The following is a 15,017-nucleotide window of genomic DNA, read 5'->3' on the forward strand; positions in this document are numbered from 1 at the left end:
CCGCCCGTGTCTATCGGCCGCCGACTAGTCCGCCTTGATATTGGCGTTCTTGATCACTCGCGACCACTTGGCCGTTTCGTCTTGGACGAACTTGGTGAAATCCGCGGTGCTGCCCGGCGTGGCGACCGCGCCGAGTTCGGACAGGCGGGTCTTGACGTTCTCGTCAGCCAGCGCCTGGTTCAGCGCCTCATTCAGCTTGGCGACCACGTCGTCCGGCGTGCCTTTGGGCGCGCAGAAACCCCACCATACGGATGCTGCCGCGCCACCCAGCCCAAGCGACGACACGGTCGGCACGTTCGGCAGCATGGCGGCCGGCTTGCTGTCCATGACGGCCAGCGGGCGCATCTTGTCCGCCTTGATGTGCGGGATCGCCTCGACAGGATTGATGGACATGAAGTCGATGCGGCCGCCAAGCAGATCCGTGATCGCCGGCGCACCGCCCTTGTACGGCACGTGCAGGGCGTTGAACTTGCCTTCGTCCTTCAGCAGTTCGCTGGCGAGGTGGCCGGAGCTGCCGTTGCCCGCCGACGCATAGGTCAGTTTGTCCGGATTGGCCTTGCCGTAGTCGATCAGGTTCTGCAAGGTCTTGAACTGCGAGGACGAGGACACGACCACCACGAGCGGCGCATAGCCGATGGCGCCGACCGGCAGGAGATCCTTGGAGGGATCGAAGTTCAGCTTCGTGAACAGCGCGCCATTGCTGGCCAGCGAATTGGACGCCGTCAGCAACGTGTAGCCGTCTGCGGGGGCGCGCGCCACCAGGTCCATGCCGATGTTGGTCGCGCCGCCGGGACGGTTGTCGACGATAATGCTCTGCTTCAGCGACTCGCCCATTTTCTGGGCGACCAGCCGCGTCACGATGTCCACCGCGCCACCCGGCGCGTACGGCACCACGATGCGAATCGGTTTGGACGGATAGTCGGACGCCGCATGCGCCAGGCCGGGCGCCGCCGTCGCGACCAGGGCCGCGGCCACGCCCAGGCCGCGGATAAGTTTGGAAAGCGCGCTGCAGGCTCGCATGCGTTTGCTCCTCTCAAGTATCAAAAAAACGCTTTTCTTTACGATCCCTATAATGGTTTACCCTCATTCATATCGTCCAATACTTTTTCCGTTGGGCATTGATATTTTTTCCAAATAACCATGGATTTCCGCCAGCTCCGGTACTTCGTTGCGGTGGCAGAGGAACTGAGCTTCAGCGCGGCGGCGCGCCGCCTGCACGTCAGCCAGCCGCCGCTGAGCATGCAGGTGAAATCGCTGGAAGACGAGCTGGGCGCAACCCTGCTGCGCCGGACCAAGCGCCATGTGGAATTGACGGAAGCCGGTGCGCTGTTTCTGGAACAGGCGCGGCGCGCGCTGCAGCACCTGGAACGGGCGGGCGACGTAGTCCGTCAGGCCATGCAGGGCGAAGCCGGGGAAATCCGTATCGCGTTCACGGCTTCCGTGCCGATGTTCGAGGCTTTTCCCCGCATCGTGCAAAGCTTCCGCGGCCGCCATCCGGCGGCGCGCGCCGACCTGCTCCATATGTCCACCGGACAGCAGTTGCAGGCTCTGGCCGAGCGCAACATCGACGTCGGTTTCCTGCGCCCTTCCCTGCTTTTCTGTCCGCCGCCGGACATCCGGGTGCTGTCGCTCTGGAGCGATCGGCTCATGGCCGTGCTGCCCGCGGGGCACCGCCTCGCGCAAAGGCGGGCGCCCTTGCCCATGGCGGCGTTATCGGGCGAATCCTTCATTCTGTTCCCGCGCGGGCTGGGTTGCGGCCTGTTCGAACACGTCGGCGTGCTGGCCAGCCGCGCCGGGTTTGCCTTGCAGGTGAGCCAGGAGGCCCGGGAGGGCGCCACCATCATCGGGCTGGTCGCCGCGGGCATGGGCGTCTCCATCCTGCCCGAAACGTATGCGAAAACCGGCATTCCGGGCGTAACGTACCGGCCGCTCGATACGCCCGACGCCGCCAGCCGGGTGCTGCTCGCGCATCGCGCCGACGACGACACGCCGCTGCTGGCGCGCTTTTTCGAGACCGCCGCCGCGAGCCGCTGACCACGCCGGTCCGCGGCGCCGGCGTCGGCGTCGTGGCCGCGCCTGCCGCTTGGGGCCTATTTCGGCGTCGCGAAAATCGTGATGGTGAATTCGGTCAGGTTGTAGCCCATCTCGTCGGCGATCTGGCGCAGCCGGCGTTCGATATCCGGGTCGAAGAACTCCTCTACGTGCCCGGTGGGCGTGCTCACCAGATGCCCATGGTGCCGCTCGCCATCGTTCAGCTCGAATATCGCCTTATTGCCGCCGAGCTGGCTGCGCTTGAGCAGTCCCGCCTGCTCGAACTGCGTCAGCACACGGTAGACCGTGGCCAGGCCCATTTCGACGCCTTCGTTCATCAGGTGGCGATAGACGTCTTCGGCGCTGAGGTGGCGCCTTTCGCTGTTGCGGAACAGATCGAGTATCTTCAGGCGCGGAAACGTCACCTTCAGACCGATGCCCTTCAAATCGACGGAATCCGTCATGTCATGTCTCCACCTGGCCTGTCGGCGCCATCCCGGGCCGGCCTGCGGCGCCGCCGAGGTTCTTCATGCAAGCGCCATTGCCTCGGCGCGAAGCGCGGCCGTAAGCTGCGCGTCTTTCTGCTTCGGCAACATGGCATCATGCGCATTGCGCCCGCCGTCCGGGCCGGCGCTTCTCGCGGGAACCCTCATATGAGCAATTCCAATCTGCACTACCGGACCTTCCTGTTCTTGCTGATCGTCGTCACGATCGCGTTCGGCTGGATCCTGTGGCCATTCTACGGCGCGGTGTTCTGGGGCACCATCCTTGCCATCATCTTTGCCCCGCTGCACCGGCGCCTGCTCTCGCGCCTGGGCAAACGCCGCAACCTGGCCGCCCTCATCACCCTGCTGCTGTGCGTGGTGATCGCCATCCTGCCGGTCATCGTGATCACCGGTTCGCTCGTGCAGGAAGGTACGGCGCTTTACCAGCAGATCCGTTCCGGCAACCTGAACTTCGGCCTGTATTTCGAGAGGGTGATGAACGCCCTGCCTCCGTCCGTGCATGCGACGCTGGACCGGTTCGACCTTGCCGATATCCGTAGCCTGCAGGAGAAGCTGAGCACGGCCACGGTGCAGGGCAGCCAGTTCCTGGCCACCAAGGCGTTCAGCATCGGGCAGGACACCTTCCAGTTCGTGGTCAGTTTCGGCGTGATGCTGTACCTGCTGTTCTTCCTGCTGCGCGACGGAGCCACCCTGTCCCGCACGATCAGCCGGGCGATTCCCTTGAGCGAAGCCTACAAGCAGCACCTGACCCGCAAGTTCACCACGGTGATCCGCGCCACGGTCAAGGGCAACGTGGCCGTGGCGGCGACGCAGGGCCTGCTGGGCGGCCTGGCGTTCTGGTTCCTGGGCATCCAGGGTTCCCTGCTTTGGGGCGTGCTGATGGGGTTCCTCTCGCTGCTGCCGGCCGTGGGTGCGGCGCTGATCTGGGTGCCCGTGGCCGTCTATTTCCTCGTCACGGGGGCGCTTTGGGAAGGACTGGGACTGATCGCGTTCTGCGTGCTGGTCATCGGCATGGTCGATAACATCATGCGCCCGATCCTGGTGGGCAAGGACACCAAGATGCCCGACTACGTGGTCCTGATCTCCACGCTGGGCGGCATGGCGCTGTTCGGGCTGAACGGCTTCGTCATCGGCCCGCTCGTCGCGGCGCTATTCACCGCCGTGTGGGACCTGTTCGCATCCGAGGGCGAAACCGCGGCCAATTAGGGCCGCTGACGCCGGTGGACGCCGAAAGGCCCCCACCGGCGGCGCGCCTGCCGTCTTGAAAGTCGGCCTTCGGCCGACGTCCTTGAGCAGATGAAAAGACGTCCCTACCAGGGAAAGTCGATCAGGTCGCCATAAAGACGCCGCAGCGTCGCCTTGACCTCCGGCGAGCGCTGATAGACCGCGATGAACTTCAACAAGCGTTGATCCTGGGCGCGCTCGGGCCGGGTCACCCAGCGGATGGCGTAGCGCCGCACATTGGCGGGGTCCTGGTTGTCGAAGGCCAGGCCGTCTTTTTCGTCCAGGCCGCCGTGGCGCGCGAAGGTCGTGTACGTGACCGACGCAGTGACGTCATCGAAAGAGCGCGAGGCCTGCGCCCCTTCGATCGCGACGAATTTCAGATTGCGCGGGTTGTCCTGCACGTCCAGCAGCGTGGCCCGTTCGGCCACGCCGGGCTTCAGGACGATCAGCCCCATGGACTGCAACAGCAGCAGGGCCCGGCCGGTATTGACAGGGTCGGCCGGGATGCCGATGGACGCGCCCTGCGGAATCGGCTCGCCGCGCTTGATCTTCTTCGAGAACAGGCCGATGGTGGTGGAATAGCCGTAGGCAATGGGGACCAGATTCGCCCCGCGACTGCGGTTGAACACGTCCAGAAACGGCGCGTGCTGGAAGAAGTTGGCGTCGATGGAGCCGTCCACCGTGGCGACATTCGGCATGACCCAATCGGCGAATTCGACCAGCTTGGCATTGACGCCCTCAAGCCGCGCCTGATCGATGGCGATTTCCGTCGCCTCGTTTGCAATGCTGGCGATGACGCCGATGCGCAAGGGAGCCGGTTGCGCGATGGCGCGCGTGACGGCGGGAACCCATGCCAGGCCCGCCGCCGCGCCGAGCCCGCGCAGCATGCGACGACGCGGGATGCGGGCGGGATGCATCAGGCGGCGCTGTCGTCGGCCGGCCCCTCCCCGAAGGGATGGAACTCGCCGGTGCGTGGATCGCGGATGAACAGCAGGCCGGTTGCCACGCCGAAGTACGCGCCATGCAGTTGCAGCTCGCCACGCTCGACGCGCTGCCGGATATACGGGAAGGTCATCAGGTTATTCAGGCTGTGTTCCACCACCGCCCATTCCAGACGGCGCAGATCCGCGTCCCGCTCGCCACCCAGATTCAGCTTGTTCGCCGTTTCCCCGATCTGCGACATCCACTTGCCGATGAAATCGCCCTTGGCCAAGGGCTCGGCATGGTCGTAATAGGAACGGATGCCGCCGCAGGCCGCATGGCCCATCACCACGATGTGCTTCACGTTCAAGCCGTTCACGGCAAACTCGATGGCCGAGCTGGTGCCGTGATAGTGGGAATCCGGCTCGTACGGCGGCACCAGGTTGGCGACGTTGCGCAGCACGAAAATCTCGCCCGGCCCGGCGTCGAAAATCAGCTCGGGCGCGACGCGGGAGTCGCAGCAGCCGATGACCATGATTTCCGGGCTCTGCCCCACTTCCGCCAATTGACGGAAGCGCGCCCGCTCGGAAGGAAAGCGACTCGTCAGAAAAGCCTGGTACCCGGCGGTCAGCCGCCCGGGAAAATCGAAAGTCTTATCCATCTTTGATCTGCCTGAATTTGAAATCGCGTCGCACATTTTAGCTAGAGGAAGGCCACCCCTCGAAGCGCTATCGCGCTTCAAATATAAGCCCACCCCCGAAGCGCTATCGCGCTTCCCCCTCGAGGGGGCGCGCCTGCGGACCGGCAAAGCCGGATCCGCGGCGCCCCGATCAGGCCTGCTCCTTCTGGGGCGGTGATTCTCTGATGGGCACTGCTCCTTCTGGAGCTGCGGTGTTCCGATGGGCAATGCTCCTTCTGGATCCGCGGTGATTGGATGGGCACTGCTCCTTCCCGGTCAGCGGTGGCCGAATGGGCACGGCTCCTTCCGGATCGGCGGCGGACGGATCGGCAGGGCTTCTTGGGGTGGCGCGTCGTTAGGCCGTGCTCTTGTGTAAGGGGCCTGGCACCGAATGGGCCGCTGCGGGAAGCGCTACGTTGGTATGGCGCCCGGTTGCGCTGGAACGTTTGTTCAGGCGGTCTTGCGGAAGGTCAGGTTGACGCGGCTTGGGCCGGTGGCGGGATGGGTTCCGTCGCGCAGGGGTGCGACGCCGTGGAAGGCCAGGCGCGACGGGCCGCCCCATACGGCGATGTCGCCGTGCTGCACCGTGAAGCGGCGCGGGCGGTCGTTGCGCTGCAGGCCGCCGAACAGGAATACGGCGGGCAAGCCCAGGGAGATGGAGACGATGGGCGCGCGCAGGTCGAGCTCATCGCGGTCCTGATGCAGCGACAGCCGCGCACCGGGCCGGTACAGGTTGATCAGGCAGGCCTGCGGCGCGAAATCCGCATAACCGGCACGCGCGGCCGCTTCCCGCGCCAGGTCGATGAACACGTCCGGCATGGCGGGCCAGGGCCGGCCGGACAAGGGATCCTCCGCCCCATAGCGATAGCCACGCCGGTCCGAAATCCAGCCCTGGGTCCCGCAGTTCGTCATGGCCACCGACATCCGCTGGCCCCCGGGCGTTTCCAGGTGACGAAAAGGCGCCGCCGCCGCAATCGCTTTCACCGCCGCCAGCAGCGCCGGCGCGCGGCCGCAGGCGTAGCGACGCAGCAGCACGGCGCCCGGCGCGATCGGTTCGTCCCACGGCGCTTCCTCATCCGGGGCGCCGAACAGGTCACCGGAAGCGCCGGGAAGTGATGGATAAGCCATCCCGCCATTGTAGATCCCACCCCATCGAGGCCCTACGTAAACCTCGCCCGCCGCCGGCGCCACCGTCCCCAGCGCGTCCCAAAGAGCCAGCCATGGCAACCCCTTCGCTTACAAGCCACGCCACAAAAGCAGCACCACCTACCGGGGCGCTGCGGATCCGGCTCCGCCGCTCCGCAGGCGCGCCCCCTCGAGGGGCAAACGCCGAACGCTTCATGGCGAACCCCTTCGCTTACAAGCCACGCCACAAAAGCAGCACCACCTACCGGGGCGCCGCGGATCCGGCTTCGCCGGTCCGCAGGCGCGCCCCCTCGAGGGGGAAGCGCGCCAGCGCTTCGGGGGTGGGCTCAACCTCTAGGATGGTGCTGCGCGTGCAGCGTCTTCAACCGTTCGCGCGCTACGTGGGTATAGATCTGCGTTGTCGAAATATCCGCATGGCCGAGCAGCATCTGCACCACGCGCAAGTCGGCGCCATGATTGACGAGATGCGTCGCGAAAGCGTGGCGCAGCACGTGCGGCGATATCGGGGCGCGTATGTCGGCCTCTCTGGCATAGCGCCCCACCATCAGCCAGAAGGTCTGACGATGCATCGCCTCGCCTCGGACAGTCACGAACAGGGCATCGCACTGCCGGCCGGCCAGCAGCAGCGGCCGGGAATGACGGACGTAGCGGTCGATCCAGTGGGCCGCCTCGGCCCCCAGCGGCACCAGCCGGTCCTTGCCGCCCTTGCCGCCCACCACGCGCACCACGCCTTCGTTCAGATTGACGTCCAGCGCGGCCAGTCCGACCAGCTCGGATACCCTGAGTCCGGTGGCGTACAGGGTCTCCAGCATGGCCTTGTCGCGCAGACCCAGCTCGGTCTCCACGCGCGGGGCCGCGAGCAACGATTCCACCTGCGCTTCGGACAGCGTCTTCGGCGTTCGCAGCGGCTGGCGCGCGGACCGCACGGAAAGACAGGGATCGCTGGCGATGCGCCGTTCGCGCAGGGCCCACTGGAAATAACGGCGCAGGGCCGATAGGCGGCGGTTGGCCGTGGTCGGGCGCGTATCGCCATGCACGGCTGCGAACCAGCTTTCGATGTCCCCCGCCCGTGCTGCGCAGATACGGCGCCCCTCGTGTTCATGCAGCCAGACGTCGAAGGCCGCCAGATCGTTGCGATACGCGTTCAGCGTATTGCGTGACAGGCCGTCCTCCAGCCATAGCGCATCGAGAAACTCCGCCACCGAGGGGTCGATGTCCTGGCGGCTCTGAAGCGAAGGGGCATCCTGCTTGACCCGCCGCGCCGAGCGCGGCCGCGAACCGGCGCTGCTCGCCATCCTGGATCAACCTCTCGAGGGCGCGGGCTCACCCGGCCCCTGCGCCGTCCGCTGGCGCGCCACCCAGGCGTCATAGCCGCCCGCCAGCGCGGACACGTTGCGGTACCCCGCCTTCAGCAGGCGGTCCGCCATGACGGCCGCCGAAATCTCCTGGGGGCAGGCGCAATAGACGACGATATGCGCGTCCAGCGGCCAGGGGAAGCGGCCGTCGGCGGCCTTGACGTGCGGATCGACCGCGACCGCGCCCGGCAGGGGCTGTTCGCTATTGGCGCGCACGTCGATCAGGACCGGCACGCAGCCGGCGGCCCGCATCTCTTCCAGTTCGTCCAGCGTGACCCGCCGCACGTGCGCAAAACGCCGGATCGTGCGCGCCCGGCGTATCCAGCGGTAGGTCAGGTAAAGCGCCAGCGCCACCGCCACGGCGAGCAAACCATAACCGCCGTATTCCGCGAGCGCGTCCAGCACCACGCCGACCATGTCGTTGAAGGCGATGCCGACAATCAGCGCGGACCCCGCCCAGATCAGCGAGCCCGCCGCGTCATAGGACAGGAAGGTGCGGAACGGCAGCCCGGCGAAGCCCGACATCACGGTGGACAAGGCGCTTGCGCCCGGCAGGAACTTCGCCACCAGCAATACGCGCGGCCCGGTGCGCCAGTAGAGCGATTGCGTCTGCCGGATGCAGGAATCGCGGGATATGGAAACGCGGCACACCGTGCTCAGGAGACCGGCGCCGAACCGCCGGCCGCCCGCGAACCAGGCCGCATCGGCGATCAGGCAAGCCAGCACCGCCGCGCCGAGGGTCAGGGGCCAGGACAGGTCGCCGTGCAGCACCAGGGCGCCGGCCACGACCAGCAAGGGATAGGCGGGAATCGGCAGGCCAGCCTGCTCCAGCAATACGTTCACAAATACCAGCAGCGGGCCGTGGGCCAGCAGCAGGGTCTGGATGTCTTTCAAAGTGTTCTCGCAATACGCAACGGCGGCACCGGCCTGCGCGGCAATGGGAAGGCGCCGCCATGCCGGATAATGGGGGCGCGCCGACAATTTTTCAATTCGGCGGAGAATCACGCATGCGCCGCCCTCCCATTATCAACCGCATCCTCGCCATCGGCATTCTCGTGCATCTCTACATCGCGCTGCGGCTGCTTCCGGATGCGCCCATCCCGCAGGCGGCGCGCTGGCTGGGGGCCCTTTACCTGGCGCTGTCCTGCCTGCTCATCCCGCTGGGCGCGCGCGCCCGGCAGCTGCCGCCATCGTGGGGCCGGGCAGCGGCGTGGGCCGGCCTGCTGGCGATGGGGTTTTTCTCCTCGCTCTTCGTGTTGACCTTGCTGCGCGACGTGTTGCTGTTCGCCGTGTGGGCGGCGGACGCGCTGCGCGGTGTGCCGGCCGACGAAACCGCCCTGCGCGGGTCGTCCGCGCTATGGGTGCCCGTCCTGGCGCTGTTGCTGACGCTGGTCGGCCTGTTCAATGCCCGGCGGCGCGCGCGCATTGTCACGGTCAACGTGCCGATCGCTGGCCTGCCGCCCGCCCTGGATGGATTCACGATCGCGCAGATCAGCGACATCCACGTCGGTCCCACCATCCGGCGTCCCTATGTCGAGGCCATCGTCGCCGCCGTGAACCGGATGGAGGCCGACGTGGTCGCCATCACGGGCGATGTGGTGGACGGCCCGGTGCATCAATTGGCGCCGCATGCCGCACCGCTGGGCCAACTGCGCGCGCGCCACGGCGTCTACCTGGTCACGGGCAATCACGAGTACTACTCCGGCGCCCGTGAATGGGTGGCGGAATTCGAAAGGATGGGCTTGTGCGTGCTGTCGAACCGGCATGTCGTGATCGCGCATGGGGGGACGCCGCTGGTGCTCGCCGGCGTCACGGACTACAGCGCGGGCCAATTCGACCCCGCGCAGCGCAGCGATCCGCGCGGGGCGCTGCTGGGCGCGCCGCCCGATGCCGCCGTGCGCATCCTGCTGGCGCACCAGCCGCGCAGCGCCTTCGCCGCCGAGCCGGCGGGCTACACCCTGCAGCTGTCCGGGCATACCCACGGCGGCCAGTTCCTGCCCTGGAATTTCTTTGTCCGCCTGCAGCAGCCCTTCACGGCCGGGCTGCGCAGACTGGGACGGTTGTGGGTCTATACCAGCCGGGGCACCGGCTACTGGGGCCCGCCCAAGCGCGTCGGCGCTCCGTCGGAAATCACCCGCATCCGGCTGGTGCCCGCGCGCCTGTAGCGGCTACTCGGATGCCGGCGCCGTCGGCAGGTGCAGCCGGCCGGTGTGATAGTCGTAACCGTAGACCTCGCCGTAACGCCCCCACTCCACCGCCACCTTGAGCACGCGTTCGGCTTCGTCGGGCTTGAGAAAACCTTCCAGCACGTCCAGGAACTGTTTTTCCGGCAACTCCCCGGTTGGCTCCTGCTGAAGCGAGTGGCAGATACTGGCCGCCAGCGGAATGTGCGCCAGCAACTGCCTGCCGAAAATCTCCTGGCGCTCCTGCTGCTCGGATGCCGCGTAGCGGCGGCCCACCGGCGTCAGTGCGATATCGCCCTGCTCTACCACCGCCAGCCCGAGCAGCCCCAGCGCTTCGTAGGCGGGGAACAGTTCCTCATCCGGCAATCCGGCCTCCTCTGCCAGGCGGGGCAAGTCGGCGCGCCCGTTAAGGGGCGGTTCGGCGAGCAGCTCCAGCACGGCTTCCATCGTGCCGACGTTGGCATCCGGCAAGCGATAGGCCTGGTGCACGGCGGGCAAGGCGGCGCCTGCGGCGGCCGAAGGCTGGGGCTTGGCGGTCATGAGCGAATAGACCTGGTCGACCAGCGCGCGGACTTCGGCAGATTCGGCATTGCGCGGACGCGGCAGGCCGACGCGTATTTCGTCGCGCACGCGGCCCGGGTCGCTGGAAAAAATGAGGATGCGGTCCGCCATCATCACGGCCTCCTCGATGTTGTGCGATACGACCAGGATGCCGCGCGTACCGATGCGCCGTTCCTCCCACAGCTCCAGCATATCGTCGCGCAGCGACTCCCCGGTCAGCACGTCCAGCGCGGAAAACGCCTCGTCCATCAGCAACACGTCCGGATCGGTGGCCAGCGCCCTGGCGATGCCGACACGCTGGCGCATGCCGCCCGACAGCTCGCGCGGCAGCGCGCCGCCGAATCCCGCCAGTCCGATCAGCTCCAGCGCGGCCTCGGCGCGCTGCTCCCGCTCGGCCGCCGGCACGCCCTGGGCTTCGAGCCCAAGCGCCACATTCTGGCGCACGGTGAGCCAGGGAAACAGGGCAAAGGACTGGAACACCATCGCAATGCCCGCCGCGGGCCCGTACAAGGGCTGGCCGCGATAATGGACGCTGCCCTGGTCCGCCGGAATCAAGCCCGCCATGATCCGCAGCAGCGTCGATTTGCCCGATCCGGATTTGCCGAGCAGCGCCACGATCTCGCCTTCCCGCAGATGGAAATCGACGTTCTCGAGCACCGAGCGGATCGCTCCATCGGCGGTGCGGAACACCTTGCTGACACCGCTCAGGTCCAGCAGATTCTTTTCGGCCTTCATCGTCATCGGCTCCACTTTTCCGCCAGCAGGTACAGGCGGCGCCACAGGAAGCGGTTCAACCCCATCACGAAAATGCACATGACGCCGATGCCGAGCGCGATGCGCGGGAAATCGCCACGCGTCGTCATGTCGGCGATATAGCCTCCCAACCCCGTCGCGGTCAGCGTGGTGTTGCCCCAGGTCACGACCTCGGCGACGATACTGGCGTTCCAGGAACCGCCGCTGGCCGTGATCGCGCCGGTGACGAAGCTGGGAAACACCGCGGGCAGATAGAAACGCCGCCATTTCAGCCAGCCTTTCAGGCCGAGGTTGTCGGCGGCGTACCGCAGGTCGCTGGGGATGGTGGTGGCCCCGGCCACCACGTTGAACAAGATATACCACTGCGTGCCGAAGACCATCAGCGGACTGAGCCAGATCTCGGGATTGAGTTTCCAGGCCACGATGACAATGACGGCCAGCGGAAACAGCAGGTTCGACGGAAACGCCGCCAGCAGCTGCGCCAGCGCCTGGATCCGCTGCGACCAGCGCGGCCGCAGGCCGATCGCGATGCCCACCGGCACCCAGACAAGAGACGCGATCGCGATCAGCACCAGGACGCGGAGCAGTGTGATCAGGCCGAGCCAGAACACGTGCGCGACTTCGCCCCAGCCGACCTCGCCATGGACGAATACCGCAAGCCGCCAGACGGCGATCAGCGCCAGCGCGGCCAAGATGGCGTCCACGGCGCGTTGGACATGGGGGTTGCCGCCCCGGCTGCGGGCGCGCACCGAAGTCCCGTCGTAAGGACGGCGGAACCAGCCCAGGGCGCCCTGCGCGCGCTGGGCGACGGCCTCGGTCCAGGCGCGCGTCAATCGCGCGCGCCGCAGCCAATCGAGCAGCCATGATTGCTGAGCGGTATTGCTTTGGGCGTCCTCGAAGCGGAACTTGTCCGCCCATGCCAGCAGCGGGCGGAAAAACAACTGGTCGTACAGCAGGATGCCGACGGCCATCGCGACGATCGCATAGACGATGGCCCGCACATTTTGCGCATCGATCGCCACGGCAATGTACGACCCGATGCCGGGCAGCTTGATGTCCTGGTTCGACACCGTGATCGCTTCGGAGGCGACCACGAAGAACCAGCCCCCCGACATGGACAGCATCATGTTCCAAAGCAACGCGGGCGTGGCGTAGGGCAGCTCCAGGCGCCAGAAGCGCTGCCAGCCGCTCAGGCGGAAAACGCGGGCGGCCTCGTTCAGCTCCGACGGCACGGTGCGTATGGACTGATACAGGCTCAGGGCCATGTTCCAGGCCTGCGAGGTGAAAATCGCGAAGATGGCCGCGCACTCGACACCCAGCAGACGCCCCGGAAACAGCGCAATGAAGCCGGTGACCGTGATCGAAAGAAAGCCCAGGATGGGAATGGACTGCAGGATGTCCACGGCGGGCACCAGAATCTTTTCGGCCACGCGCGACTTCGACGCCACGGCGGCGAACGCGAAACTGAAGATCAGCGACGCTCCCAAAGCCATGAACATGCGCAGCGTGGTGCGCAACAGGTAATACGGCAGATAGGCGGGATCCAGCGAGATCGGCAGCGGCGTACCCACTGCGTACGGCTTGGCCATCTGCGACGCGCCGAAGGCGAGCGCCGCCAGGATGCCAAGCACCAGAGGCAGCAGTGCCCAATCCCAGCGATTGGGTCCGCGGCCCTGCGCCGAGCCGACCGCCGGCTTGAATTCGGATATCGGAAACACGCCCTGCTCCCACAGGCAAAAACCACGTCACGGTCGCGGGCGAACGGGGCAGCCCGCGAAGGCGTGCGCACGGTATCACGGCGCCCGGCCATGCGTCCATCGCCGCGACATGACGCAAAACTGAACGTCAACGCATGCCATCCCCGCGGCGAATTGGTTTACGATCTGCGGCTTCTTCCCGTCCCCCGAGCAACCTGCTCCCATGTCCACGACCGACGGCGCCGACCGTCTCGTTACCCGGCCGGCCTTCGCCCATTTCCTGCTGGCGCGGTTTGCCGCATCGCTGGCCTATCAGATCGTCTCCGTCGCCGTCGGCTGGCAGATCTATGCGCTGACCGGCAGCGCGCTGGACCTTGGATTGATCGGACTTGCGCAGTTCGGCCCGATGCTGGTGCTGACGCTGGTGGTCGGACATGTGGCCGACCGCTACGACCGGCGCTGCATCGTGGCGATATGCATGGCCGTCGAAGCCCTGGCCGCGCTCGTGCTCGCGGCCGTATCACTGGCCGGCGCGGCGAACCACCTGATCGTCTACGCCGCCATCATCGCCATCAGCTCGGCGCGCGCCTTTGAAGCGCCCACCCTGCCCGCGCTGATCCCGGCGGTGGTGCCGCGTGCGCTGATCCCCCGCGCCACGGCGCTGTCCACTTCGTCCAACCAGGTCGCGCAGATCGCCGGGCCGGCACTGGGCGGCGTCGGCTACGGCCTGGGCGCCGGCTGGGTCTACGCACTGGCGGCTGTCTTCTACCTGGCCGGTCTGTACTCGATGCTGCGCATGAAAACCGAAGGCCCGCCGGCGCGCAAGGAGCCGACGACCTGGCGCACGCTGTTCGCCGGCTTCTCCTTCATCGCCCGCCGGCGCATCCTGTTTGGCACGCTGTCGCTGGACCTGTTCGCCGTGCTGCTGGGCGGCGCCACCGCCCTGCTGCCGGTATTCGCCAAGGACATCCTGCAGGCAGGCCCATGGGCGCTGGGGGCGCTGCGCGCCGCCCCGGCGGTCGGCGCGGCGGCGATGGCGCTGGTGCTGGGCCGGCGCAGTCTGGACGGCAACATCGGCATGACGCTGTTCGGCGCGCTGTTCGTCTTCGGCGTGGCGACCGTGGTATTCGGTTATTCGCGCTCCATTCCCGTGTCGGTGGCGGCGCTGGCGGTGCTGGGCGCGGCGGACGCCATCAGCGTGGTGGTGCGCTCGTCGCTCGTACAGCTGAACACGCCCAACGAAATGCTCGGGCGGGTCAGCGCCATCAATATGCTGTTCGTCGGCACATCGAACCAGCTGGGCGAGTTCCGCGCGGGCGTGATGGCCGCCGCCACGGGACCGGTCGCGGCGGTCGTGATCGGCGGCGCGGGGACCATCGCCGTGGCGGCTTTGTGGATGTGGTGGTATCCCGAACTGCGCCGGCTGCGCTCGCTGCACAACGTTCCCAACACCTGAGCGGTCGCGGGGCCGGCCGGCCCATTACCCGCCGCCAAGAACTATTGTTTAATGTGCGGGCGCAGGCTGCTTCGTATTCCCCGACGACGTTACTCCGATGACCGACCGCATATTCGTATTCCTGGGCGCAATCAATATGTTCCTGGCCGTGGGCGCGGGCGCCTTCGGCGCGCATGGCCTGCGGCAGGTACTGTCTTCGGAAATGCTCGCCGTCTGGCAGACGGGCGTCACTTACCACATCGCCCACGCGCTGGGCCTGCTGGCGCTCGCGGCCCTCGGCGCACGCTACGGCGGCACGCTCTGGACGCTGGCAGGCTGGCTGATGTTTGCCGGCATCGTGCTTTTCAGCGGCAGTTTGTATCTGCTGTCCGCCACGGGCGTCCGCTGGCTCGGCGCCATCACCCCCATCGGCGGCGCGGCCTTCCTGGTTGCATGGGCCATCGTCGCCTGGGCCGCCTGGAGCCCGGCATCCGGGCGCTGAACGCGGGGCCGCCGTGAGGCAAGC

At 67.0% G+C, this 15,017-nt stretch carries 14 protein-coding genes; 5 read left to right on the top strand and 9 right to left on the bottom strand.

The window, feature by feature from the left end; translation table 11 throughout:
• Positions 1–24: 24 nt before the first annotated feature.
• Positions 25–1,020 carry a Bug family tripartite tricarboxylate transporter substrate binding protein gene (locus CAL13_RS12035; RefSeq protein ID WP_086057604.1) on the bottom strand — a complete coding sequence of 332 codons (996 nt, stop codon included), beginning with the start codon at positions 1,018–1,020 and terminating at the stop codon, positions 25–27.
• Between the two features lie 120 nt (positions 1,021–1,140).
• Here CAL13_RS12035 and CAL13_RS12040 point away from each other — a divergent pair, with 120 nt between their 5' ends.
• On the top strand, positions 1,141–2,034 hold the full coding sequence (locus CAL13_RS12040) for a LysR substrate-binding domain-containing protein (RefSeq protein WP_086072529.1): 894 nt from the start codon (positions 1,141–1,143) through the stop codon (positions 2,032–2,034).
• 56 nt (positions 2,035–2,090) lie between these two features.
• On the opposite strand, the gene CAL13_RS12045 is transcribed toward CAL13_RS12040, so the two are convergent.
• Complete coding sequence (locus CAL13_RS12045) at positions 2,091–2,495, bottom strand: transcriptional repressor (RefSeq protein ID WP_086057606.1); 405 nt, start codon at positions 2,493–2,495, stop codon at positions 2,091–2,093.
• 189 nt (positions 2,496–2,684) lie between these two features.
• Here CAL13_RS12045 and CAL13_RS12050 point away from each other — a divergent pair, with 189 nt between their 5' ends.
• Positions 2,685–3,743 (top strand): AI-2E family transporter, encoded by a 1,059-nt coding sequence (locus CAL13_RS12050; RefSeq protein ID WP_086057607.1) that lies wholly within the window; start codon positions 2,685–2,687, stop codon positions 3,741–3,743.
• Between the two features lie 104 nt (positions 3,744–3,847).
• On the opposite strand, the gene CAL13_RS12055 is transcribed toward CAL13_RS12050, so the two are convergent.
• The 5 genes from CAL13_RS12055 to CAL13_RS12075 all read right to left on the bottom strand — a co-directional run bounded on the left by CAL13_RS12055 (position 3,848) and on the right by CAL13_RS12075 (position 8,756).
• A complete protein-coding gene (locus CAL13_RS12055) occupies positions 3,848–4,678 on the bottom strand; it encodes a MetQ/NlpA family ABC transporter substrate-binding protein (protein ID WP_420042394.1) in 831 nt (276 codons plus the stop codon).
• Positions 4,678–5,343 (bottom strand): carbonic anhydrase, encoded by a 666-nt coding sequence (locus CAL13_RS12060; RefSeq protein ID WP_086072530.1) that lies wholly within the window; start codon positions 5,341–5,343, stop codon positions 4,678–4,680. The genes CAL13_RS12055 and CAL13_RS12060 overlap by 1 nt, the downstream gene beginning before the upstream one ends.
• A gap of 468 nt (positions 5,344–5,811) precedes the next feature.
• Entirely contained in the window at positions 5,812–6,489 is a 678-nt protein-coding gene (alkB, locus tag CAL13_RS12065; protein ID WP_086057609.1) for a DNA oxidative demethylase AlkB, read from the bottom strand.
• Between the two features lie 344 nt (positions 6,490–6,833).
• Positions 6,834–7,802, bottom strand: coding sequence for a site-specific tyrosine recombinase XerD (gene xerD / locus CAL13_RS12070; RefSeq protein WP_086072531.1), 969 nt, complete (start codon positions 7,800–7,802; stop codon positions 6,834–6,836).
• 6 nt (positions 7,803–7,808) lie between these two features.
• Positions 7,809–8,756 (bottom strand): VTT domain-containing protein, encoded by a 948-nt coding sequence (locus CAL13_RS12075; RefSeq protein ID WP_086073627.1) that lies wholly within the window; start codon positions 8,754–8,756, stop codon positions 7,809–7,811.
• 113 nt (positions 8,757–8,869) lie between these two features.
• Between CAL13_RS12075 and CAL13_RS12080 the strand changes: the two genes are divergently transcribed.
• On the top strand, positions 8,870–10,027 hold the full coding sequence (locus CAL13_RS12080) for a metallophosphoesterase (protein WP_086072532.1): 1,158 nt from the start codon (positions 8,870–8,872) through the stop codon (positions 10,025–10,027).
• A 3-nt stretch (positions 10,028–10,030) separates the two neighbouring features.
• On the opposite strand, the gene CAL13_RS12085 is transcribed toward CAL13_RS12080, so the two are convergent.
• Positions 10,031–11,341, bottom strand: a complete 1,311-nt coding sequence (locus tag CAL13_RS12085; protein ID WP_198297843.1) for an ABC transporter ATP-binding protein — start codon at positions 11,339–11,341, stop codon at positions 10,031–10,033.
• A gap of 2 nt (positions 11,342–11,343) precedes the next feature.
• On the bottom strand, positions 11,344–12,948 hold the full coding sequence (locus CAL13_RS12090) for an ABC transporter permease (RefSeq protein ID WP_086073628.1): 1,605 nt from the start codon (positions 12,946–12,948) through the stop codon (positions 11,344–11,346).
• Positions 12,949–13,279: 331 nt separating this feature from the next.
• On the opposite strand from CAL13_RS12090, the gene CAL13_RS12095 reads away from it, so the two are divergent.
• A complete protein-coding gene (locus CAL13_RS12095) occupies positions 13,280–14,512 on the top strand; it encodes an MFS transporter (RefSeq protein WP_086072534.1) in 1,233 nt (410 codons plus the stop codon).
• Positions 14,513–14,609: 97 nt separating this feature from the next.
• The gene (locus tag CAL13_RS12100; protein ID WP_086072535.1) at positions 14,610–14,993 is read left to right on the top strand and encodes a DUF423 domain-containing protein; all 384 of its coding nucleotides are present in this window, start codon (positions 14,610–14,612) and stop codon (positions 14,991–14,993) included.
• The last annotated feature ends 24 nt before the right edge of the window (positions 14,994–15,017 follow it).

Origin of the sequence: Bordetella genomosp. 9 (assembly GCF_002119725.1) — a bacterium.
GTDB lineage: Bacteria > Pseudomonadota > Gammaproteobacteria > Burkholderiales > Burkholderiaceae_B > Bordetella_C.